The organism is Microbacterium sp. 1.5R (assembly GCF_007667425.1).
Classification (GTDB): Bacteria; Actinomycetota; Actinomycetes; order Actinomycetales; family Microbacteriaceae; genus Microbacterium.
This window is the reverse complement of the sequence record NZ_VDRC01000002.1, coordinates 74,792-93,799: the sequence shown is the minus strand read 5'-3', so window position 1 is coordinate 93,799 and position 19,008 is coordinate 74,792. Positions and strand designations below refer to the sequence as shown.

Genomic DNA, 19,008 nt, shown 5'->3' with positions numbered 1-19,008 from the left:
CTGCGACGGGGACTTCCGGGTGATGTGCGCCCGAAGGGACTCGAACCCCTAACCTTCTGATCCGTAGTCAGATGCTCTATCCATTGAGCTACGGGCGCTCCTGGACCGCTCAGCGGGCCGTGGAACAGCTTATAACAGTCGTCAGATGATTGCGAATCGAGGCGTCAGTCGTCGAGTTCGGCGACCTGCTCCTGCTTCTTCTTCCGCTTGGCGCGGGCGCGCTGCTGAGACGAAAGGGCCTGCAGGTCGACGAGGCGCAGCGCCTGCATGCGCGCGTCGCGCATGCGTGCGTAGTCGGGGTCGTGATCGGGACGCATGCCTTCGACGCGCAAGCGGCGGTCGAGGTTGTGACGCACGTCCGACCAGGCGGCCTCTCGGGCCTCCTCGACCATCGTGCGCAGAGCGTCCTCATCGTCCATGAGCTCACGCAGCCGGGTGGCGACGCCGTGCGACTGCTTGGCACGACGGCGGAGGTTGCGCACATCGCGGTCGCGGTAGTCGTGGGTGCCGGACGGATCGGAGTGCCGACCGCGGGCCCGCTTCCGGAGGGCCGTGAGGTTCTCCTCCGCCTCTTCCGACTCCTCCGCCATCGCCCGCAGCGCCTCGCGCGCGTCGGCGATGTACTCGTGCGTGTCGAACACGCCGCCCTCGGCGATCGTGCCGATGAGGATGTGGTTCTTCACGGCGAGGCGCGCCGCAGCGGTCGCGATCGCGACGCCTTCGGCGATGGCATCCGCAGTTCGTCCCACCGGTTCCTCCTCCCTTCGAGCGTACCGGTTTCACTCCTCGCAGCGGTCGGCGAGAATGGAGCCGAGCCGGGTCGCGGCGGCCCACCGGGCGGGTCGAGACCGTCACGATCGGCCGGACCGGAGACGACGATGCGACAGGGAGCCGTGGGCGCCGTGCGGGTCATCGAGCGCGACGGCGTCCGCCTCGTCGAGAAGCGGATGCCGGATGCCGAGCGGCACCGCACCGAGGTCAGCGCCCTGCGGGCGCTGTCGCTGGTCGACGACCTGCCCACCCCGCAGCTCGTCGAAGACCGGCCGGGTGAGATCCTCATGACGGCGATGCCGGGAACCCGCCTCGACGAGGTGGACCCAGAGGTCCGCCTCGCGGGACTGCGCGCCTCGGCATCCCTCCTGCGCCGCCTGCACGAGGTCCCCGCTCCTGCGGGGCTCGCACCTCGGCCCGACGATGCGGCGCTCATCGCGCGCTACCGGGCGGCCGACGCACCACCGCTGCCGCTCGCGATCCCACCAGCCGCGGGGGCCGTCTTCTGCCACGGCGACTGGACCGACGGCAACCTGCTCGCCCACCGCGGCGCGATCTCGGCGGTGGTCGATTGGGAGGCGGCGCATGTCGGCGACCCGCTCCGCGAGCTGTCACGTGCCGCCTGGGGCGCGTCGCGAAAGGATCCGCGATCGTCGGCGGCCCTGATCGACGCCTACGGCGCCGCTGCGGAGGATGTGCACCGGTGGGATGCGATCCACGCGGCGGAACTGTGGCTGTGGTTCGCCGAGGCGGGACCCCCCGAGTACCTCGCGCAGCTGACGACGGAGCTGCGCGGATGGGGCGGCTGACTCAGCGCACCACGCCGACCCAGATGCCAGAGGCCCACGCCTGCTGCTCGCCGTCGCAGCCGACGGACCCTGAGTACCCGCGGACCACGGCCATGCAGTTGGCGAGGAACTCCGGGTCACCCCCGAACAGCGCGCCGTAGGTCGACGAGGCGTTGAGCGTGCCCCATACGCGGAACTGGTAGATGTGGGCGAGTTCGTGCGCCATCGCCCAGTTCAGCCGACTGGTGCTCCACCCGGTGATGTCGGCGCGGTACTTGATGTACCCGTTGCTGTTGGCGCATGCCGCCGCCGTGCCACCGGCGCAGGACGACGATTCGTAGAGCCCGACCCCCGCACCGCCGACGGTGTCGAGCGCGGCGCGCACCCGTGCGTACCCGTCCGGTCCGCTCGACGACCACGCGGGTCCTGCCGGGCGGGAGTACTGCGCCGCCTGCCACGTCGACACCTCCTCCCCCACCTTCTCGGTGAGGGCGTGGAGGGTGGCGGTCGCGGCGACGACGACGGCCGGGTCGGAGGTCTCGGAGAGCACGCTCTGCTGGGCGGACTGCGCAGACGCCCGATGCGCGGCGGTGTCGACCTTGCCCGCCGCGCCGTCGATCGCCGCACTCAGCGAGGCGACCTCCTGCAGGAACGCCGGCCGCACCTCGAGCACGGCGGCACGGTCGGCGGTGTCGTGCTCGGCGACCTCGATCTGCCCCTGCAGGTGGTCGGACCGCATCTCCGCGTCCTGCGTCTGCTGCGTGAGCGCCCGCAGCTCGGCGATGGCCTCGGCGCGCGCGTCGTCGAGGGCGCCCGCGCGGCCGACGACCCCGGCGGCGAGCATCACCGCAGCGACGACCGTGACCGAGAACACGCGGCGCAGCATCACGGCAGGAAGCCCGTGGAGTCGGCGAGCTGCGCGTCCTGCGCGGCGATCTGCGTGCGGAGCGCCGTCAGCTGTTCAGCGAGAGCGTAGTTGGCGCTCCGCGCGGTCTCGAGGTCGTCTTCCGCGTGCACGACCGCCGCCTGCACCTCGGCGAGTGCGTCGACGCGCTGCTGATCTGCGACCACGATGATCACCGCTCCGCCGACGAGCAGCAGCCCTCCGACGATCACCGCGAGTCTGCGCATATCGCTCCTCAGACCACCCCGCACCTCCGGAACGATTCCGTACGCACAATATATCCGCGCGGAGGGAAGCGGACTAGCCGATTCCGTGCGGCGCGGCGCTGCGGAAGCGCCGGAGTCGCAGACTGTTCAGCACGACGAAGACGCTCGAGAACGCCATCGCGGCGCCGGCGAGCATCGGGTTCAGCAGTCCGAGGGCCGCGAGGGGGATCGCGGCGACGTTGTACGCGAGCGCCCAGAACAGGTTGCCGCGAATGATCGCGAGGGTGCGGCGGGCGAGGCGGATGGCATCGACCGCGCCCCACAGATCGCCGCGCACCAGGGTGAGATCGGATGCCTCGATGGCGGCATCCGTACCGGTGCCCATCGCTATGCCGAGGTCCGAGCCGGCGAGGGCGGGGGCGTCGTTCACCCCGTCGCCTACCATCGCGACCACCCTGCCCTGCTTCTGCAGCGCGACGATCTCGGCGACCTTCTGCTCGGGCAGCACACCCGCCCGCACGGTCCGGATGCCGACCTCGGCCGCCACGGCCTCCGCGGCACGCCGGTTGTCGCCGGTGAGCAGCACCGGGTCGAGACCGAGCGCGCGCAGTCCGGCGATCGCGCCGCGGGCGCCGGGCTTGACGACATCGGACACCACGAGTACTCCGCGCGCTTGTCCGCCCCACGTGACCACGACGGCGGTGTGCGCGCGACTCTCGGCAGCCTCGACCGCCCTGCGCAACGGCGCGGCGAGCGGCCCGGCGAGCGGCGCGGATGCCCCCGCGGCGTCCCCCGGCCTGCCGACCGCGACCAGCACCCCGTCGACGATGCCCGTGACACCGCGGCCGGGGAGGCTCTGGAACTCGTGCACCGCCGGCAGCTCACCGATGCGCTCCACCGCCGCGCGGACGACGGCGGCCGCGAGCGGATGCTCCGACGCGTCCTCGACGGCGGCGGCGCGCCGGAGTACCTCGGTGCTGTCTTCTCCTTCTGCCGCGACGACATCGATCACCGTCATGCGGCCGCTCGTCACGGTGCCGGTCTTGTCGAGCACGACGGTGTCGATGCGGCGCGTCGACTCGAGCACCTCGGGCCCGCGGATGAGCACGCCGAGCTGAGCCCCGCGTCCGGTGCCGACCAGGAGAGCCATGGGGGTCGCGAGACCGAGCGCGCAGGGGCAGGCGATGATCAGCACGGCGACGGCGGCCGTGAAGGCCGCTGCCGCTCCCCCGCCGCCGACGAGCCACGCGACGAGAGTCACGGCGGCGATCCCGAACACGATGGGCACGAAGACAGCGGCCAGTCGGTCGGCGAGACGCTGCGCCTCGGCCTTGCCCGACTGCGCCTGTTCGACAAGGCGCGCCATGCGCGCGAGCTGCGTGTCGGCACCGACCCTGGTCGCGGTCACGAGCAGGCGTCCGCCGGAGTTCACGGTGGCCCCGGCGACGGCATCTCCGGCGTGCACTTCGACGGGCATCGATTCGCCGGTCAGCATCGACGCATCCACGGCCGACCTGCCCTCGCGCACGATCCCGTCGGTCGCGATCGTCTCTCCGGGGCGCACGACGAAGACGTCGCCGACGACGAGCGCTGTCGCCGGCATCCGCTCCTCCACTCCGTCGCGCAGCACGGCGACGTCTTTCGCACCGAGCTCCCCGAGCGCCCGCAGCGCCGCTCCGGCGGTCCTCTTCGATCGCTGCTCGAGGAAGCGCCCGAGCAGCAGGAACATGGTGACGCCTGCGGCCACTTCGAGGTAGATCGTGCCGAGACCGTCGCCGCGTTCGATCGTGAAGCGGAACGGATGCGTCATGCCCCACATGCCGGCCGTGCCGAAGAAGAGCGTGTACAGCGACCAGAGGAACGCGGCCGACACGCCCACCGAGATCAGCGTGTCCATGGTCACGGCACGGTGGCGGGCGTTCACGACGGCCGCGCGGTGGAACGGCCACGCCGCCCACGTGACGACAGGGGCCGCTAGCGCGAGCGAGGCCCACTGCCACCCGGGGAACTGCAGCGCCTCGACCATCGCCATCGCGATGACGGGCACGGCGAGCGCCACAGCGGCGATCAGTCGCCACCGCAGCAGCACGTGCGCGGCATCGACCCTCTCGGGCTCCGACTCGCGCGGCAGCGCGGCGGTGTAGCCGGTGCGGACGACTTCCGAGATGAGCTCGTCCGCGGCGACATCACCCGCGACCTCGACGTGCGCCTTCTCGGTCGCGTAGTTGACGGATGCCGTCACGCCGTCGATCCGGTTGAGACGCTTCTCGATGCGTGCGGCGCATGACGCGCACGTCATCCCGCCGATCTCGAGATCGTACGAGGCCAGCTGCTCGCTCATGGGCCGGTCAGACGCGCGCGGCGCTGTACCCGGCCTCGTCGACGGCGGCAAGGACGGCGGAGTCGTCGAGCGGGGACTCGGACGTGACGACGAGTCGGCCGGAGGCCGCGCTGACGTCGATGCCGGAGACACCGTCCAGCTTTGACACCTCACTGCGCACTGATCCCTCGCAGTGCCCGCAGGTCATGCCGGTCACGGTGAAGATGGTGGTGGTCATGTCGTTTCCCTTCGTCGACGGCATCACCAGCATACCCCTAGGGGGTATCAGGCGGGTGGGATCAGTCCGATTCGGCGTCGACGCCGAGTCGGCGAGCGGCCGATGCCACCGCGTTCGCCGTGTGCTGGGGCACCAGCTCGCGCAGCGCATCCACATCCTGAGCCGCCACAGCCTCGAGGATGACCCGGTGCTCCTCGGCGGTCTCGATGAGATCGTCGTGCTGACCGAACAGCCACCGCAGGCGGGTCGCGAACACGGTGACGAACTCGCCGATCATGTGGTTGGCAGCGAGGTGCGCCGCGACCTCGTGGAACAGGCTCGCGGCGATCCGCGCCCCCTCCACGTCTCCGGACTCCGCCGCAGCGAGCTCCTGCTCGTAGGCCGCCCGGAGTCGGCCGAGCCCGTCCGTCGTGCGCCGCTGCGCGGCGAAGACGAAGATCATCGTCTCCATGGCCTCGCGCACTTCGCCGTAGTCCTGGAGATCCTGACGCGAGAACTCCCGCACCACGGCCCAGGTGCGCGGGCGAGCGACCACGACGCCCTCGGAGACGAGCGTGCGGATCGCCTCGCGCACGGGCAGTCGCGAGACGTTCAACTCCGCCGCGATGTCTCGTTCGACGAGCCGCGATCCCGACGCTCGCCTCCCCAGCACGATGTCGTCACGCAGAATACGCGTCACCCTCGCCGACTCCAGTTCGCCGGCAGCCCCCAGCCCCGCCATATCGGGATTGTCTCATCCTCACAACGTCAGAGCCAACTTTGGTATCCCACCGTGATGTAACGGCCGGGTTGTGCCCCTGATCAGGGCGGACCCTGATCAGGGCAGACGGTTCGCGTCGGCGAGATTCCGGCGCAGCTCCTCTGCGTTCTGCCGCACCACATAGGCGGGGCGGTCGCGCTCGACACGCCATGATTCACTGAGCGGACCGACGTTCACGGTGTCGAATCCGAGCTCGTCGTAGAACCGAGTGACGAAGTCGACGGCATCCGCGTCGTCTCCCGCTGTCGCGAGGGCACGCCGGTTCTCGGACCCGGCGGGGGCGCCGTCGGTCGTGATGTCGCGGGCCATGATGTGGTTGAACGCCTTGGCGATCCGCGAGGTGGGCAGCCGGCGCTGCAGCAACTCCGACGTCGTCGTCTCGCCCTTGTCGAGCGCCTCGATGTGGCCGTCGCGCTCGAAGTAGTAGTTGTTCGTGTCCAACACGATCTTCCCTGCCAGCTCGTCGACGGGCAGCTCGTCGATCCGGCCGAGCGGAATGGTGACCACGGCGACGTCCGCCGCCGTCGCCGCCTCCGCGGCGGTCGCGGCGCGTGCCTTCTCGCCCAGCTCCGCGATGAGAGGGGCGAGCGTCTCCGGTCCGCGGGAATTCGCGATCACCACGTCGTAGCCGCGTGCCACCGCCGCTCGTGCGACCTGGCTGCCGATGTGTCCTGCTCCGATGATTCCGAGAGTCGTCATACGAAGCCCAACGCCCCGGGCGGGGGCCTATTCCCCGGCCGTCGGATCGCGCCGGCACTCACAGGGTGAGCAGGTGGCGCTCCTCGACACGGCGATAACCGAGACTCTCGTACAACGCGGTGGCTCCGGTGTTGAAGCCGAACACGTGCAGACCGACCGAATCCGCCCCGTGCTCTCGCGCGACGCGCTCGGCGGCGAACATCAGCTCGCGTCCGTATCCCTTCCGCCGCTCGGACTCGACCACCTCGATGTCGAGGATGAACGCGTGCGGGCGGCCACCCCTCGTGCGCAGGCCGACCCAGAGGATGCCGACCTCCTCGCCGTCGACGCCGGCGGTGAAGAGCTCCTGCGCCGCCGTCTCGACGCCGTCCGGCAGCTCCTCCGTCATCTGACGGTGCGACTCGACGCGGGCGTCCTCGATCGAGTAGCGGCCAGAGGCGGCGAGCTCGTCCGCGAACGCGGCCTCCGACGCCGCAGCGAACGAGGGGTACCGCTCGGCAGTCATCGGCTCGACCTGCACGAGCGGCTCGCGGTGGCGGGCGGGCAGCGGCTCGAGCAGCATCTGGATGGACGCGCACGCGAATCCCCGCCCCTCGATGAACGCCCTGCTCGCCGCGTCGGTCGAGTGGACGGAGATGCTGAGCCGATCGGCCCCGTTCGTCCGCCCCATCTCGACGAGGGCGGCGAACAGCTCGTCCTGCTGCTCCTCCGAAGGGCGGCCGGTGAACGCGAGATCGATGATCATGAGGATGCCGGAGATCGAGGCGAGCCACACCGTACCCAGCTCCTCGTCGCCCTCGCGGATCGTCAGGATCACGGACGTCTGCGTCTCGGCGCCGTCGGAGAGCAGCTGGTCGAGGAACGCGTCGGCGTTCACGATCGCGTCGTCACCCACCAGCATCCCCGACTCGTGCCGGAGCGTGATGAGACGCTCCCTCGTCGCCGAGCGCCAGAGGTCGAAGCGGTCGGGCTCGAGGGGAGTCAGCGTGAGAGGCATGGTCCCATCCTGCACCCGGGCTCCGACGGCCCGGACGGAGTCGGGGTCAGCTTTTCTGCAGCGCGTCCTCGGCGGCGACCCATGCGAGCATCGCGCACTTCACCCGCGCGACATAACGCGACACCCCGCCGAGCGCGGCGGCATCGCCCAGCAGCTCCTCGTCGGGCTCGATCGTGCCGCGCGAGCGCATGGCCGTGCGGAACGCGCCGATCCGCACCTCGAGTTCGTCGACCGTCAGCCCTTCGGCGAGTTCGGCCAGCAGCGACGCGGAGGCCTGCGAGATCGCGCATCCGTGCCCCTCCCAGGCGATCGCCTCGACGCTGCCGTCTGCCGCCCGGTGCACCTGCAGGGTGACCTCGTCGCCGCAGGTGGGGTTGATCTGGTGCGACTGCGCGGCGATCGGCTCACGGAGTCCGAATCCGTGCGGAGTGCGCGAGTGATCGAGGATCAACTCCTGGTACAGGTTCTGCAGGTCGCTCATGCGCCCCTCCGGAAGAAGTCGATGGCTCCGGCGACGCCGGCGATCACGGCATCCACCTCGTCCTCGGTCGTATAGAGATACGTGCTCGCCCTGGTCGACGACGTGATGCCCAATCGGCGGTGCAGCGGCTGCGCGCAATGGTGCCCCACGCGCACGGCGATGCCGAGGTCGTCGAGGTACTGGCCCACGTCGTGCGAGTGGATGCCGTCGACGTCGAAGCTCGCGAGTCCCACCCGCGGCAGATCGATGCCTGCTCCGAGCACGCGCACGCCCTCGATCGCGGCGAGACCGTCGACGAGGCGACGGCCGAAGGCCGCTTCGTGCGCGGCGATGCGCGGCATCCCGACCGCCGAGAGGTAGTCGATGGCGGCGGCGAGCGCGACGGCCTGCGACACCCGCTGCGTGCCGGCCTCGAAGCGCTGCGGCGGCGGGAGGTACGCGGCCTCGGTCGTGGTGACGGTCGTGATCATCGACCCGCCGGTGAGGAACGGGGGCAGCGCCTCGAGCAGCTCGCGGCGTCCGTAGAGCGCGCCGATCCCCGAGGGGCCCAGCATCTTGTGACCCGACAGCACGGCGAAGTCCACGTCGAGCGCGCGCACGTCGAGAGGAAGGTGGGGCGCCGACTGGCACGCGTCGAGCAGCACGAGGGCGCCGACCCGGCGGGCCATCGCGACGAGCTGGTCGACGGGGTTGATCACGCCGAGCACGTTCGACACGTGCGTGACGGCGACGAGGCGGGTGCGCTCGCCGATCAGCTCGGCGGCGGCGTCCAGCCGCAGCGCGCCGTCGTCGTCGAGCGGGATGACACGCAGCGTCGCACCCGTGCGCGCGGCGAGCTCCTGCCACGGGATGAGATTCGCGTGGTGCTCCATCTCGGTGGTGACGATCTCGTCGCCCCGACCGAGGCGGAATCGCTCGGCCGCCGCTCCCCCTCGTCCCAGCGACGCGTTCGAGATGCCGTAGGCCACGAGGTTGATCGCCTCCGTGACATTCGACGTCCAGACCACCTCGCCCTCGTCGGCGCCGATGAAACGGGCCACCGTGGCACGGGCGTCCTCGAAGACCTCGGTCGCCTCGGCGGCGAGCGTGTGCGCCCCGCGGTGCACGGCGGCGTTCAGCGTCGTCGAGAACTCCCGCTCCGCGTCGAGCACCGCGAGCGGGCGCTGCGACGTCGCACCGGAGTCGAGGTAGGCGAGCGGGTGCCCGTTCACCTCGACACTCAGGATCGGGAAGTCCTCGCGCAGACGCCGCACCTCGGCATCCGTCAGCGGACTGTCGCTCAGCGGGGTGCTCAGCGCGGCGTCGGGGGTCGTACTCATCCTTCTAGCTTCTCATCCGCCGGCGAGGTGCGGCTGATTCCCCGGCGCCCCGGCCTGGTCTACCCGGTCACTGTCCCACGTCGAGCCACCGGAACGTCGCCGAATCGTCGTGGGATCGTTCGCCGCGCCGCGGCTTCTCGGAAAAGTACAGCACCGTGCCGCCGATGACGAGGAGCGGTCCGAGCGAGAGTCCTGCGGGCGCGACACCCTCTGATACGGGGATGCCGAAGAAGAACTGCGGGATGGATGCGAGGATCAGCAGCGCACCCGGGATCAGCAGAGCGAGTGCGATCCTCCGGTACGGGCGACGACGACTTCTTCTCACCATGGGGTCAGGATAGAGGAGCGGCCGAGCGAGGCGGCTTCACATGCGGGCGTAGCGGGCGCGCACGATCGAGAACACGCCGTACAGGGCCAGCCCCGCGCCGACGACCCAGAGTACGACTCGACCGAAGGGCAGGTCGATGAGGCTTCGCAGCGCGGCGTCCAGGCCGCCCGCCTTGCCGGGATCGTGCGTCCAGGCGGAGACGACGAACAGGATGCCGGTGACGCCGATCGCGATCCCCTTGGCGATGTAGCCGATCACGCCGAGGACGACGATCGGCGGCCGCCCCGCGCCGGACGGCAGGTCGAGCATCTTGCGGAAGCCGGTGGTGAAGCCGCTGACGATGAAGCCGATACCCACACCGACCACCGTGAGGCCCACCGCGATGAGCAGCAGCACCCCTCCCGGCGCTCCGAGCAGGATCTCGCTGAGGGTCTGCGACGACTCCTCCGACTCGGCGGTGCCGCCGAACGCGTAGACGGTCGCCAGCCCGGCGATCACCAGGTACGCCACGGCGATGCCGAACAGCTTGATGCGTTGGCCCCACTTCTTCACCTCGCCGCCGACGGCGACCATGCCGCTCACGACCTGCCACACCGCGAGGGCGACGAGTGCCGCCGCAACCAGCGCAAGGATGAGCCCACCCACCGGCGTCGACCGGATCTGCTGCATTGCGCCGTCCTGATCGGCATCCCCGCCGCCACCCGACGCGATCGACACGGCGAGCACGCCGATGATGATGTGCACGAGACCGATCACCACGAATCCGGCCCGGGCGACTCGTCGGAACGAGTCCGACCCCCTGGCCTCGTGCGCGGCGGACTTCGCTGACGTCATCTGAGCAGGATATCGGCGCGCGACGACTGCCCGGAGGGGGTTGCCCTCACCCTTCGGGGTGAGGCAGTCCCACGCGAGCGACCGGCTGTCGCAGAATCGTGCGCAGCCGCTCGGGGGCGACGAGCCGCGCGTCGCCGAGATAGATCTCGTGGTGGCGACCGGTCGGGCGCAGGCCGTTGTCGGGAATGAACCTGTCGTGCAGCTCGGCCAGCACCGGCGTCTCGTCGTCGTACGATCCGACGTGCAGGGTCTGCACGCTCGGGCCCTCGTCGAGCGTCTCGATCCGCATCGACCGCAGCGCCGGCAGGGGCTCCCCCTTCGCTGCCGCCCTGGCCTCGACCTTGTCGACCGCGGCGGCGAACATCTCGGGCGTCACCTGATCGGGCACCATGATCAACATCGTCCACAGCCACGCCGACTTGTCGCGCCTCGTCGTGAACGATGCCCTGTCCGGCGCATCCCAGAGCCCCTCCAACGGCATGACCACGACGTCCAGGTCGAGCTCGGCGCGGGCCGCGAACTTTAGCGCGTAGGCGACCGGGAACAGCGCGGCGACGGCATCCCGATATGCCTGCGTCGTATTGGGGTCTCCCGCGCCGTCGACCATCAGGTACTGCAGCGGTGGCACGTCGACCACGCGGAACTCGCCCCGCGTCGCGCGATATGCGTCGAGCGTCCTCTTCGGGTCGATCGGCATGGGCTCCTGCTCCTCACGAGTCGGCCGGGACTCCTGCCGACGATTCTCGCGCCTCGGTGATCGCCTCGCCATGCTCGAGCGCGTACCTGCGCGTGCGGCGGAGCTGCACGACGATGACCGGTCCGAGCGTGACCACCATCACTGCGAAAAAAATCAACAGCGACCAAGCGAGCATGTCGCCGGGCTCGTCCATGACGCGCAGGATCTGCTGACCCCCGAGAGCGACGTAGAGGCAGACGAGCCACGCGATCTGATAGGCCTGGACGACACATGACAGCGCGGCGAAGCGAGGTGCCACCGCTTCGTCGTCGGGTGCCAGTGTCGTGCGCTTCCCACGGACGACGACTCGACCGATCAGCCGTGCGCGCTCGACGTCGCCGTCGACGAGACCACGGACCTCTCGCGCGAGCCGACGGGTCACGAGCGCGCACCCGATCCCCGCAGCCAGCGCTCCGAACGCCGTGGCGAGCACGAGCACATCCCAGGTGCCGGGCTGCCGGCCTTCGCCGAACACGAGAAAGAGAACGAGGGTCGCGGCTCCGCCCACGATCAGACCGATGACTCCCGCGATGACGATACGCCGCACGTCTCGCCGCAGGTTGGCTCGTGGGTACGCCACCGATGCGGTTGTGGGTCGGTCGGACTTCTTCTCCGCGCGCCGGAGGATCGGTCCGAGCCAGACCGCCCCGGCGGTGAGGGCGATACCGGCGACCACGAAGACCGGAACGATCCACCATGACGTCCGCGTCAGCACCACGCAGACGCTCAGCGCGACCGTGGCGAGAACCTGCACGCCGACGACGGCGATGAGGCTGCGTCGGTACGCCCGTCGCGAGCCGACCGATCGTCTCATGTCCCAGAACGCGAGCGAGCTGCCGAGGGCGAGCGGTGCGATCATGAACGGCACTGTCACGACTCCCCACAGCCAGGACCATTCACCCGGTGCCCCGGACTGCGTTCCCAGTAGGACGCCGCTGCCGACTCCGAAAACGAGTATCACGACGAACACACCGACGATCGCGAGCACACGCATGCTTTCCCCCAGGTTCAGCCCCTCCGCCGCCAGGCTCCCACACGGCGTTGTCACCGCGCACGCAGTTTCTCGGGGCTTGACATCCGCGGAGCGGGCACGTCCGCGCACCTGAGGACGCGATGCCCTCTCCCCGGGCGCCGCGCGCCCACGGCATCCGCGCACATGGCTACGGTGGAACCGGAGGCGAAATGAAGATCCTGATCCCCGACACCATCGACCTGCGTCTGAGCGGAGACGTCGACGCCGTGGTCTACGACATCGAGCATGCGATCCCCGAGGAGCATCGAGACGCCGAAGTCCTCGTCGTCTGGCACAACTCCGGCGCATGGCTCGAAGAGGCCGCCCGTGTGCTGCCGCGGCTGCGACTGGTTCAGGCGCTCGCCTCCGGCGCAGACGTCGTCCTGCGGGCGGGGTTCGCGCCCGAGGTGCGCATCTGCTCCGGTCGCTCGCTGCATGACGGGCCGGTCGCCGAGCACACCTTCGCTCTGATCCTCGCCGTCGTCCGTCGCCTCGACCGATTGCGCGACGCTCAGCACGAGCGGCGGTGGGATGCCGAGTTCAACGACGAGCAGAGCGCCTCGAGCACGCGGACGCAGTTCACCCTGTCCGGCGCGCGGGTCACGATCTGGGGCTTCGGCTCGATCGCGGCGACCCTCGCTCCGGTGCTGCGCACGCTCGGCGCCGAAGTGCGCGGCATCGCGCGGAGCGCCGGCGAACGAGCGGGATTCCCGGTGCACGCGGATGCCGACGCCGACGCCGTTCTGGCCGACACCGACATCCTGGTGTCGCTGCTGCCCGCCACGGCCGACACCGCCGACCTGTTCGATTCCGCGGCCTTCGCGGCCCTCGGGCGGGGTGCCGCCTTCGTCAACGTCGGACGCGGTGCCACGGTCGACGAGGCCGCCCTGATCGACGCGCTCTCGTCCGGGCAGCTGCGCGCCGCGGCGATCGACGTCGCGAAGGCCGAGCCGCTGCCGGCGGACGACCCGCTGTGGGGCGCGCCGAACCTGCAGATCACGCCGCACGTCGCGGGGAACCGTCCGATCGGCGCGAGCGCCCTGATCGACGACAATGTCGCCCGCCTGGCCGCCGACCGGGAGCTCGTGAATCAGGTGCGGCCCTAGCTGCGGGCGAACCTCCGGACGGAGGTTTTGACTGTCCGGTGGGTATCATCGGGAACATGGCCGCACCAGCCGACGACGGACCCCGCAGCCCGGGGCGCTACGCCAAGGGCATCGCGCGGCGGCAGGAGATCCTCGACAGGGCGATCGAGGTCTTCGCGAAGCGCGGCTCTCGACGAACGAGCCTGCGTGCGATCGCGCAAGAGGTCGGTGTCACCCATGCGGCCCTCACCCACTATTTCGGGTCGCTGGAGGAGCTGCTGGTCGCGGTCTACCGCGAGTCCGAGCGCCGCAACGACACCGAGCATCCCGAACCGTCCGGCTTGAGTCCGGCGATGATGATGCGCGTCTCGGCCGAAGAGAACCGCAACATCCCGGGACTCGTGCAGCTGTACTCGACACTCGTCGCCAATGCGCTCGAAGAGGGGCACCCGGCGGCCTACGAGTTCGCGACCCAGCGCTTCTCGCGTCTCCGCGAGCAGATGGCAGAGCGCGTGCGCGAACTGCAGACCGCGGGCGAGATCCGGGCGGATCTGGATGCCGTGCTCGTGGCGTCCCTCGTCATCGCCGCATCCGACGGCCTGCAGACGCAGTGGCTGCTCGACGCCTCCGTCGACCATGAGGCCGCCCTGGAGATGCTCGACGCGCTCCTGGCCGGGAGCCCCGACCCGCGCTGAGCGGTGCGTCTCACACGCGAAACGGGTCCGCCGGCGTGAGCCGACGGACCCGCAGATTCTCGATGCGTCAGAGGGTGGCCGCGAAGGGGTCGAAGCCCTCCGGCAGGAGCGGCACCGGCGCGACCGTGCTCTCGACCGCCACCGTGGTGCCCGACTGCGCCGAGTTCTGCGCCGAGAGCAGCACGTCGAGCACGTGGTACCCGAGCTCGCCCGAGGCGACGTGCGGGCGCCCCTCGGCGATCGCGCGCACCATGTCGAGGGCTCCGAGACCGCGGCCCACCTCGATGTCGGCGTGCTCGATCTCTATCCACTCCTGCTCGAACGACATCCCGTCGCGGATCACGCCGAGCGGCTTGACGTACGCGATGCGTCCGGCGAACGTGTTCGGGTCGGGCAGCACGATCGTGCCGTCGGTGCCGTGGATCTCCACGATGCCGTGGCGCTCGAGCGCCGAATCGAAGCTCAGCAGACTCTGCGCCTGGGCGCCACCCTCGAACGCGGTCACGATCTGGATCGTCGACGGCACCTCGACGGGGAACGTCGAGCCCGCGCGCGGCCCGGTGTGGATCTCGCGCTCCTCGCGTGCCTTCGATCCGACGGCCGCGACGCGATCCACCGGGCCGAGCAGGCTGACGAGAGCCGAGAAGTAGTACGGCCCCATGTCGAGCAGCGGCCCGGCACCCTGAGCGAAGAGGAACCCGGGGTTCGGGTGCCACAGGTCGGGGCCCTGAGTCTGGAACGTCGTCTGCGCGAACAGCGGCCGTCCGATCACGCCGGATTCGATCGCTCGACGCGCGGCCTGGAAACCGGGACCGAGGAGCGTGTCGGGCGCGGAGCCGATGCGCAGTCCGGCCGCATCCGCCTCGCGGAGCAGCAGCGCCGCCCCGTCGCGGTCGAGCCCGAGGGGCTTCTCCGTCCAGACGTGCTTGCCCGCGGCGATGGCCGCCCGCGACACCTCGACGTGCACCGCCGGGATCGTCAGGTTCACGACCAGGTCGACGCCGGGGTGCGCGAGCACGTCCTCCGCCGAGCCGGACGCCGGCACTCCGTACTTCTCGGCCTGGGCCGCGGCGCGATCGACCAGCAGGTCACCGACGATCAGCACCTCGGTGTCGGGGAACGATGCCAGGTTCTGCAGATAGGTGTCGCTGATGACGCCGACGCCGATGATGCCGATGCCTACAGCGCTCATCGGGCGAACCCGCCCTCGATGAGGAACGCGTAGCTGGCGGCGATGTCGGCGAACACGTCGCCGGGAGCGTTGTCGTACTCGATGATCGCGTACTTCAGGTCGGATGCCGCGCGCAGCGCCTCGGCGAGGGGCACGTCACCCGTGCCGGCGTGGCGCTGGTCGAGCGCACCGGATCCGAAGGCCTCGGCGCCCGGGGCGAACGGGTTGCTCGCCGGAGCGACGCCGTCCTTGACGTGGGCGGCGACGAGACGGTCGCCGAGCAGCGACACGAGGGCCGTGACGTCCTGCCCGCCGACGAGCGCCCAGTAGAGGTCGAGCTCGATGGCCACGCGCTCGTCGGTGAGGGCGATGAAGCGCTCGTACGCCGTCTGCCCGTCGAAATCCGCGAGGAACTCCTGCGCATGGTTGTGGTATCCGACCTCGAGGCCGAAACCTGCGGCCGTCTCGGTGAGCGCGTTCAGACGCTCGGCGATGTCGGTGACGCCGTCGAGGGTGAGCCAGCGTTCTGTGGCGACGAAGGGGTCGATGACCGTCGTGATGCCGACCTTCGCCGCCGCCTCGAAGACGACCTCGGGAGACGGGGTGGGGATCGAGCCGTCCGGCGTCCACAGCTCGTCGGAGAGAAGCGGCGCGTGCCCGGTCGGCGAGACGAGACCGGAGGCGTCGAGCGCCGCGCGGATCTCGTCGGGTCGGCCGACGAAGTCGAAGGCTTCGACGTTGCGAAGACCGATCGCGGCGAGCTTGTCGAGCGAGCCCTCCATGTCGGCGGAGAACTCCGCCGCGAGCGTGTACAGCTGAACAGATGCTTCTGGCAGGGCCACGGTGACCTTCCTTCGTCGTGCGATGCGGGCAGCGCGTTCTGCCCGCGGTCAGACTAGCAGAAACCTCCATGCGGAAGTTCTGTACTTCCGTCCGCGATCGAGCCTCCGTCGTGCCGTCGAAGGAGGGTGGACACCGGGCCTGCGGAGGCGCATGCTGAGCGCATGACGGCATTCGACAGCACTCAGGCATTCAGCGGCTTCAGCGTCGACGACATCGACGCCGCCCGCACGTTCTACGGCGACGTCCTCGGCATGGACGTGACGACCAACGAGATGGGCTTCCTCGACATCCGGCTCGGCGAGGGCGGCTCGATCCTCGTCTACGCGAAGCCGAACCACGAGCCGGCGAGCTTCACCGTGCTCAACTTCCCGGTGGACGATGTCGAAGCGGCCGTCGACGACCTCAACACCCGTGGCGTCGTTACGAAGATCTACGACGACCCTCAGCTCGGCACCGACGCAAAGGGCATCTCGCACGGCGCCCCGGACCGCGGCCCTGACATCGCCTGGTTCAGGGATCCCGCCGGCAACGTGCTCGCGGTGCTCGCACCCGTGTGACCTGCGGGGGCAGATCAGCGGAAGTCGCGAACCTGGTCCTCGATCGCGACGGTGCGCTCTGACACCACATCGCCGGTGTGAGCGGTCGTCACCGTCTCGATCAGCACGATCTCGACCTCCTCCTCGGCGACCGGATTGTGCTGCACGCCGCGCGGCACGACGTAGAACTGGCCGGGCGCGAGCACGACCTCCTGCTCGTCGGGGAGTTGGATGCGGAGGCGACCCGAAACGACGAGGAACATCTCGTCCTCGGCCTCGTGCGCATGCCAGACCAGCTCGCCGAGCAGCTTCGCGACCTTGATGTACTGGTCGTTCACGCGGCCGACGACGCGCGGCGTCCAGTGCGCGTGCACCTGTCGGAGCTCGGCAGCGACATCGATCCCGGAGAGTGCGTTCATTTTCTCATTCTGACTTCTCGTGCCCTTGTGGACTGCGGTAGCGGGCCAGGAACGTCTGCACTGCGCTCTCGACCGTGTCGGCGGTCGCCTGGCCCGACGGCGACCATTCCCGCAGCAGGAGCTGCGGCCACAGCACGAAGTTCGAGATCATGCCCAGCAGCTCGGTCGTCGCTCTGACGGCGTCGGGCACGTCGAGCCGGCCGGCCTCCGCTTCGGACGCGACGTGACTCCGAACCAGCTCGAAGAAGGGTTCTTTGCCGAGATCGAACTGGACGCGGGCGAGTTCGGGGAACCGCGGAGCCTCGGCGATGACCATCCGATGCAGCCCTGCCATGCCGGGACGGCCGAGGATGTCCGCATACCGGCGCGCGAGGGTGTGGATCGTCCGCGCGGGGTCGCCGGGTTGCGGCGCGGCCACCTCTCCGTCGTCGGCCGCAGCCCAGAACCGCAGGACGATGGCCTCGAAGAGATCGGCCTTGGTCGGGAACTGCTTGAACATCGTCGCCGTCGAGACTCCCGCTCGCTCCGCGACCTTGGACAGAGACGTCTTGTCGTACCCGAGCTCGGTGAACAGCTCGGTGGCCGCTTCGATGATCAGGGCTCTCTTCTCGGCCGCGAGCTGGCGGTGGTACTCGGACACCCCTCGGATCATGAGGACAAAGCTATCAGAGGCGAGTTACTTGACTTACCTCTTGGCAGACGCGTAATGTTCCGAGTCAATCAACTCGCAACATCGGATCCCCACGCCGATCCGAACCGAGTCCCGCGATGAACGAGGAGACGTACGTGATGGAGCAGAGACAACTGGGACAGGGCCTCGCCGTATCGGCCCTCGGGCTCGGCACGATGGGGATGACCATGGCGTACGGCCGCGCCGACGACGAACGGAGTACCGCCACGATCAGACGCGCGCACGACGAGGGGGTGACCCTCTTCGACACCGCCGAGCTGTACAACGGGTCCTCCCCGGGGAGCAATGAGAGCCTCGTCGGACGCGCAGTCGAGGGGTTCCGCGATGACGTCGTCATCGCGACCAAATTCGGATACGACGTCACCGCCGACCAGCGGTCGGGTCAAGTCCTCGACAGCCGGCCCGAGCGGATCAGAGCGGTGGTCGACAACAGTCTCCGATACCTCCGCACCGACCGAATCGACATCCTGTACCAGCACCGGGTCGACCCCGCCGTCCCCATCGAAGACGTCGCCGGGACGGTGTCCGAGCTCATTCGAGCGGGCAAGGTCCTGCACTTCGGGCTGAGCGAGGCGGGACCTGACATCGTGCGGCGCGCCCACGCCGAGCAGCCAGTGAGCGTCTTGCAGAGCGAGTATTCGATGTTCGAGCGCTCGGCGGAGGCCGTCTTGCCGACCATCCGCGAGCTGGGGATCGGGTTCGTCGCGTACTCACCCCTCGGGCGCGGATTCCTCACCGGGGCGGTGACCCCGCCGGAACAGTACGAGGCCGACGACATGCGGCGCTTCGATCCGCGGTGGCAGCCGGGGAACTACGAGCGCAACGCCGCAGCCGTCGCCGAGCTCGGGGCGGTCGCGGCCGAAGCCGGCATCTCGCTCCCTCAGCTCGCTCTCGCCTGGGTGCTGCATGAGGGAGAGGACATCGTGCCGATCTTCGGAACGCGGAGCCCGGAGAGAATCGTCGAGAACACAGCGGCTGCGGATGCAGTCCTCGCCGCACCGCTCCTGCGTCGAGTCCGCGAGATCCTCCCCACCGGCGCTTTCGGCGCGCGGTACGTCGAGGGCCACGCACCCAGCTGGGAGAACGCGACCCGATGACCACCACCGCAGTCTTCGGCGCCACAGGGCAGACGGGCGGTCGCGTCCTCGCTCGGTTCCTCGGCGCGGGCAAGACAG

Annotated in this window: 22 protein-coding genes, 1 tRNA gene and 1 pseudogene; 5 read left to right on the top strand and 19 right to left on the bottom strand. The window is 69.8% G+C overall.

What is annotated here, in order from left to right; translation table 11 throughout:
• Nucleotides 1–25: 25 nt before the first annotated feature.
• Nucleotides 26–98: transfer RNA gene (locus FSY98_RS11390), tRNA-Arg, on the bottom strand.
• A 66-nt stretch (nucleotides 99–164) separates the two neighbouring features.
• On the bottom strand, nucleotides 165–749 hold the full coding sequence (locus FSY98_RS11385) for an asparagine synthase (protein WP_144876801.1): 585 nt from the start codon (nucleotides 747–749) through the stop codon (nucleotides 165–167).
• A gap of 129 nt (nucleotides 750–878) precedes the next feature.
• Between FSY98_RS11385 and FSY98_RS11380 the strand changes: the two genes are divergently transcribed.
• Complete coding sequence (locus tag FSY98_RS11380; protein WP_144876800.1) at nucleotides 879–1,580, top strand: phosphotransferase family protein; 702 nt, start codon at nucleotides 879–881, stop codon at nucleotides 1,578–1,580.
• Nucleotide 1,581: 1 nt separating this feature from the next.
• On the opposite strand, the gene FSY98_RS11375 is transcribed toward FSY98_RS11380, so the two are convergent.
• The 13 genes and pseudogenes from FSY98_RS11375 to FSY98_RS11315 all read right to left on the bottom strand — a co-directional run bounded on the left by FSY98_RS11375 (nucleotide 1,582) and on the right by FSY98_RS11315 (nucleotide 12,240).
• Nucleotides 1,582–2,445, bottom strand: a complete 864-nt coding sequence (locus tag FSY98_RS11375) for a hypothetical protein (protein ID WP_144876799.1) — start codon at nucleotides 2,443–2,445, stop codon at nucleotides 1,582–1,584.
• On the bottom strand, nucleotides 2,445–2,690 hold the full coding sequence (locus FSY98_RS11370; RefSeq protein WP_144876798.1) for a hypothetical protein: 246 nt from the start codon (nucleotides 2,688–2,690) through the stop codon (nucleotides 2,445–2,447). Before FSY98_RS11370 ends, FSY98_RS11375 begins: the two co-directional genes overlap by 1 nt.
• 73 nt (nucleotides 2,691–2,763) lie before the next feature.
• Nucleotides 2,764–5,010, bottom strand: a complete 2,247-nt coding sequence (locus FSY98_RS11365) for a cation-translocating P-type ATPase (protein ID WP_144876797.1) — start codon at nucleotides 5,008–5,010, stop codon at nucleotides 2,764–2,766.
• Between the two features lie 7 nt (nucleotides 5,011–5,017).
• On the bottom strand, nucleotides 5,018–5,227 hold the full coding sequence (locus FSY98_RS11360; RefSeq protein ID WP_144876796.1) for a heavy-metal-associated domain-containing protein: 210 nt from the start codon (nucleotides 5,225–5,227) through the stop codon (nucleotides 5,018–5,020).
• Nucleotides 5,228–5,288: 61 nt separating this feature from the next.
• A complete protein-coding gene (locus tag FSY98_RS11355) occupies nucleotides 5,289–5,948 on the bottom strand; it encodes a GntR family transcriptional regulator (protein ID WP_144876795.1) in 660 nt (219 codons plus the stop codon).
• Nucleotides 5,949–6,044: 96 nt separating this feature from the next.
• Nucleotides 6,045–6,698: pseudogene (locus FSY98_RS11350) on the bottom strand (NADPH-dependent F420 reductase); the annotation flags it as partial.
• 46 nt (nucleotides 6,699–6,744) lie between these two features.
• The gene (locus FSY98_RS16955) at nucleotides 6,745–7,683 is read right to left on the bottom strand and encodes an N-acetyltransferase (protein WP_144876793.1); all 939 of its coding nucleotides are present in this window, start codon (nucleotides 7,681–7,683) and stop codon (nucleotides 6,745–6,747) included.
• A 46-nt stretch (nucleotides 7,684–7,729) separates the two neighbouring features.
• On the bottom strand, nucleotides 7,730–8,164 hold the full coding sequence (gene sufU / locus FSY98_RS11340; RefSeq protein ID WP_144876792.1) for a Fe-S cluster assembly sulfur transfer protein SufU: 435 nt from the start codon (nucleotides 8,162–8,164) through the stop codon (nucleotides 7,730–7,732).
• Complete coding sequence (locus FSY98_RS11335; RefSeq protein ID WP_144876791.1) at nucleotides 8,161–9,483, bottom strand: aminotransferase class V-fold PLP-dependent enzyme; 1,323 nt, start codon at nucleotides 9,481–9,483, stop codon at nucleotides 8,161–8,163. The genes sufU and FSY98_RS11335 overlap by 4 nt, the downstream gene beginning before the upstream one ends.
• Nucleotides 9,484–9,550: 67 nt before the next feature.
• Nucleotides 9,551–9,811, bottom strand: a complete 261-nt coding sequence (locus FSY98_RS11330) for a hypothetical protein (protein ID WP_144876790.1) — start codon at nucleotides 9,809–9,811, stop codon at nucleotides 9,551–9,553.
• Between the two features lie 36 nt (nucleotides 9,812–9,847).
• Nucleotides 9,848–10,645 carry a DUF1206 domain-containing protein gene (locus FSY98_RS11325; RefSeq protein ID WP_144876789.1) on the bottom strand — a complete coding sequence of 266 codons (798 nt, stop codon included), beginning with the start codon at nucleotides 10,643–10,645 and terminating at the stop codon, nucleotides 9,848–9,850.
• 46 nt (nucleotides 10,646–10,691) lie between these two features.
• On the bottom strand, nucleotides 10,692–11,342 hold the full coding sequence (locus FSY98_RS11320; protein WP_144876788.1) for a GyrI-like domain-containing protein: 651 nt from the start codon (nucleotides 11,340–11,342) through the stop codon (nucleotides 10,692–10,694).
• A gap of 13 nt (nucleotides 11,343–11,355) precedes the next feature.
• The gene (locus FSY98_RS11315; RefSeq protein ID WP_144876787.1) at nucleotides 11,356–12,240 is read right to left on the bottom strand and encodes a hypothetical protein; all 885 of its coding nucleotides are present in this window, start codon (nucleotides 12,238–12,240) and stop codon (nucleotides 11,356–11,358) included.
• Between the two features lie 323 nt (nucleotides 12,241–12,563).
• Here FSY98_RS11315 and FSY98_RS11310 point away from each other — a divergent pair, with 323 nt between their 5' ends.
• Together FSY98_RS11310 and FSY98_RS11305 are read left to right on the top strand one after the other, a co-directional pair.
• Nucleotides 12,564–13,499 carry an NAD(P)-dependent oxidoreductase gene (locus FSY98_RS11310; protein ID WP_144876786.1) on the top strand — a complete coding sequence of 312 codons (936 nt, stop codon included), beginning with the start codon at nucleotides 12,564–12,566 and terminating at the stop codon, nucleotides 13,497–13,499.
• A 56-nt stretch (nucleotides 13,500–13,555) separates the two neighbouring features.
• Entirely contained in the window at nucleotides 13,556–14,173 is a 618-nt protein-coding gene (locus tag FSY98_RS11305) for a TetR/AcrR family transcriptional regulator (RefSeq protein WP_144876785.1), read from the top strand.
• A 67-nt stretch (nucleotides 14,174–14,240) separates the two neighbouring features.
• Here FSY98_RS11305 and FSY98_RS11300 read toward each other — a convergent pair whose 3' ends face one another.
• Complete coding sequence (locus FSY98_RS11300; RefSeq protein ID WP_144876784.1) at nucleotides 14,241–15,365, bottom strand: Gfo/Idh/MocA family protein; 1,125 nt, start codon at nucleotides 15,363–15,365, stop codon at nucleotides 14,241–14,243.
• Nucleotides 15,362–16,186, bottom strand: coding sequence for a sugar phosphate isomerase/epimerase (locus FSY98_RS11295; RefSeq protein WP_144876783.1), 825 nt, complete (start codon nucleotides 16,184–16,186; stop codon nucleotides 15,362–15,364). Before FSY98_RS11295 ends, FSY98_RS11300 begins: the two co-directional genes overlap by 4 nt.
• Nucleotides 16,187–16,348: 162 nt before the next feature.
• Between FSY98_RS11295 and FSY98_RS11290 the strand changes: the two genes are divergently transcribed.
• The gene (locus FSY98_RS11290; protein ID WP_144876782.1) at nucleotides 16,349–16,744 is read left to right on the top strand and encodes a VOC family protein; all 396 of its coding nucleotides are present in this window, start codon (nucleotides 16,349–16,351) and stop codon (nucleotides 16,742–16,744) included.
• A 14-nt stretch (nucleotides 16,745–16,758) separates the two neighbouring features.
• Here FSY98_RS11290 and FSY98_RS11285 read toward each other — a convergent pair whose 3' ends face one another.
• Together FSY98_RS11285 and FSY98_RS11280 are read right to left on the bottom strand one after the other, a co-directional pair.
• Nucleotides 16,759–17,142, bottom strand: coding sequence for a cupin domain-containing protein (locus FSY98_RS11285; RefSeq protein WP_144876781.1), 384 nt, complete (start codon nucleotides 17,140–17,142; stop codon nucleotides 16,759–16,761).
• 4 nt (nucleotides 17,143–17,146) lie between these two features.
• A complete protein-coding gene (locus FSY98_RS11280; protein ID WP_144876780.1) occupies nucleotides 17,147–17,794 on the bottom strand; it encodes a TetR/AcrR family transcriptional regulator in 648 nt (215 codons plus the stop codon).
• Between the two features lie 116 nt (nucleotides 17,795–17,910).
• Between FSY98_RS11280 and FSY98_RS11275 the strand changes: the two genes are divergently transcribed.
• Entirely contained in the window at nucleotides 17,911–18,930 is a 1,020-nt protein-coding gene (locus tag FSY98_RS11275; RefSeq protein WP_260857379.1) for an aldo/keto reductase, read from the top strand.
• Nucleotides 18,931–19,008: the final 78 nt, after the last annotated feature.

Excerpts from the sequence above, each read along its gene's own strand:
- FSY98_RS11380 (WP_144876800.1), top strand. The coding sequence starts at position 879 with ATGCGACAGGGAGCCGTGGGCGCCGTGCGGGTCATCGAGCGCGACGGC.
- FSY98_RS11375 (WP_144876799.1), bottom strand. The coding sequence starts at position 2,445 with ATGCTGCGCCGCGTGTTCTCGGTCACGGTCGTCGCTGCGGTGATGCTC.
- FSY98_RS11370 (WP_144876798.1), bottom strand. The coding sequence starts at position 2,690 with ATGCGCAGACTCGCGGTGATCGTCGGAGGGCTGCTGCTCGTCGGCGGA.
- FSY98_RS11365 (WP_144876797.1), bottom strand. The coding sequence starts at position 5,010 with ATGAGCGAGCAGCTGGCCTCGTACGATCTCGAGATCGGCGGGATGACG.
- FSY98_RS11360 (WP_144876796.1), bottom strand. The coding sequence starts at position 5,227 with ATGACCACCACCATCTTCACCGTGACCGGCATGACCTGCGGGCACTGC.
- FSY98_RS11355 (WP_144876795.1), bottom strand. The coding sequence starts at position 5,948 with ATGGCGGGGCTGGGGGCTGCCGGCGAACTGGAGTCGGCGAGGGTGACG.
- FSY98_RS16955 (WP_144876793.1), bottom strand. The coding sequence starts at position 7,683 with ATGCCTCTCACGCTGACTCCCCTCGAGCCCGACCGCTTCGACCTCTGG.
- sufU (WP_144876792.1), bottom strand. The coding sequence starts at position 8,164 with ATGAGCGACCTGCAGAACCTGTACCAGGAGTTGATCCTCGATCACTCG.
- FSY98_RS11335 (WP_144876791.1), bottom strand. The coding sequence starts at position 9,483 with ATGAGTACGACCCCCGACGCCGCGCTGAGCACCCCGCTGAGCGACAGT.
- FSY98_RS11330 (WP_144876790.1), bottom strand. The coding sequence starts at position 9,811 with ATGGTGAGAAGAAGTCGTCGTCGCCCGTACCGGAGGATCGCACTCGCT.
- FSY98_RS11325 (WP_144876789.1), bottom strand. The coding sequence starts at position 10,645 with ATGACGTCAGCGAAGTCCGCCGCGCACGAGGCCAGGGGGTCGGACTCG.
- FSY98_RS11320 (WP_144876788.1), bottom strand. The coding sequence starts at position 11,342 with ATGCCGATCGACCCGAAGAGGACGCTCGACGCATATCGCGCGACGCGG.
- FSY98_RS11315 (WP_144876787.1), bottom strand. The coding sequence starts at position 12,240 with ATGATCGCACCGCTCGCCCTCGGCAGCTCGCTCGCGTTCTGGGACATG.
- FSY98_RS11310 (WP_144876786.1), top strand. The coding sequence starts at position 12,564 with ATGAAGATCCTGATCCCCGACACCATCGACCTGCGTCTGAGCGGAGAC.
- FSY98_RS11305 (WP_144876785.1), top strand. The coding sequence starts at position 13,556 with ATGGCCGCACCAGCCGACGACGGACCCCGCAGCCCGGGGCGCTACGCC.
- FSY98_RS11300 (WP_144876784.1), bottom strand. The coding sequence starts at position 15,365 with ATGAGCGCTGTAGGCATCGGCATCATCGGCGTCGGCGTCATCAGCGAC.
- FSY98_RS11290 (WP_144876782.1), top strand. The coding sequence starts at position 16,349 with ATGACGGCATTCGACAGCACTCAGGCATTCAGCGGCTTCAGCGTCGAC.
- FSY98_RS11285 (WP_144876781.1), bottom strand. The coding sequence starts at position 17,142 with ATGAACGCACTCTCCGGGATCGATGTCGCTGCCGAGCTCCGACAGGTG.
- FSY98_RS11280 (WP_144876780.1), bottom strand. The coding sequence starts at position 17,794 with ATGATCCGAGGGGTGTCCGAGTACCACCGCCAGCTCGCGGCCGAGAAG.
- FSY98_RS11275 (WP_260857379.1), top strand. The coding sequence starts at position 17,911 with ATGAACGAGGAGACGTACGTGATGGAGCAGAGACAACTGGGACAGGGC.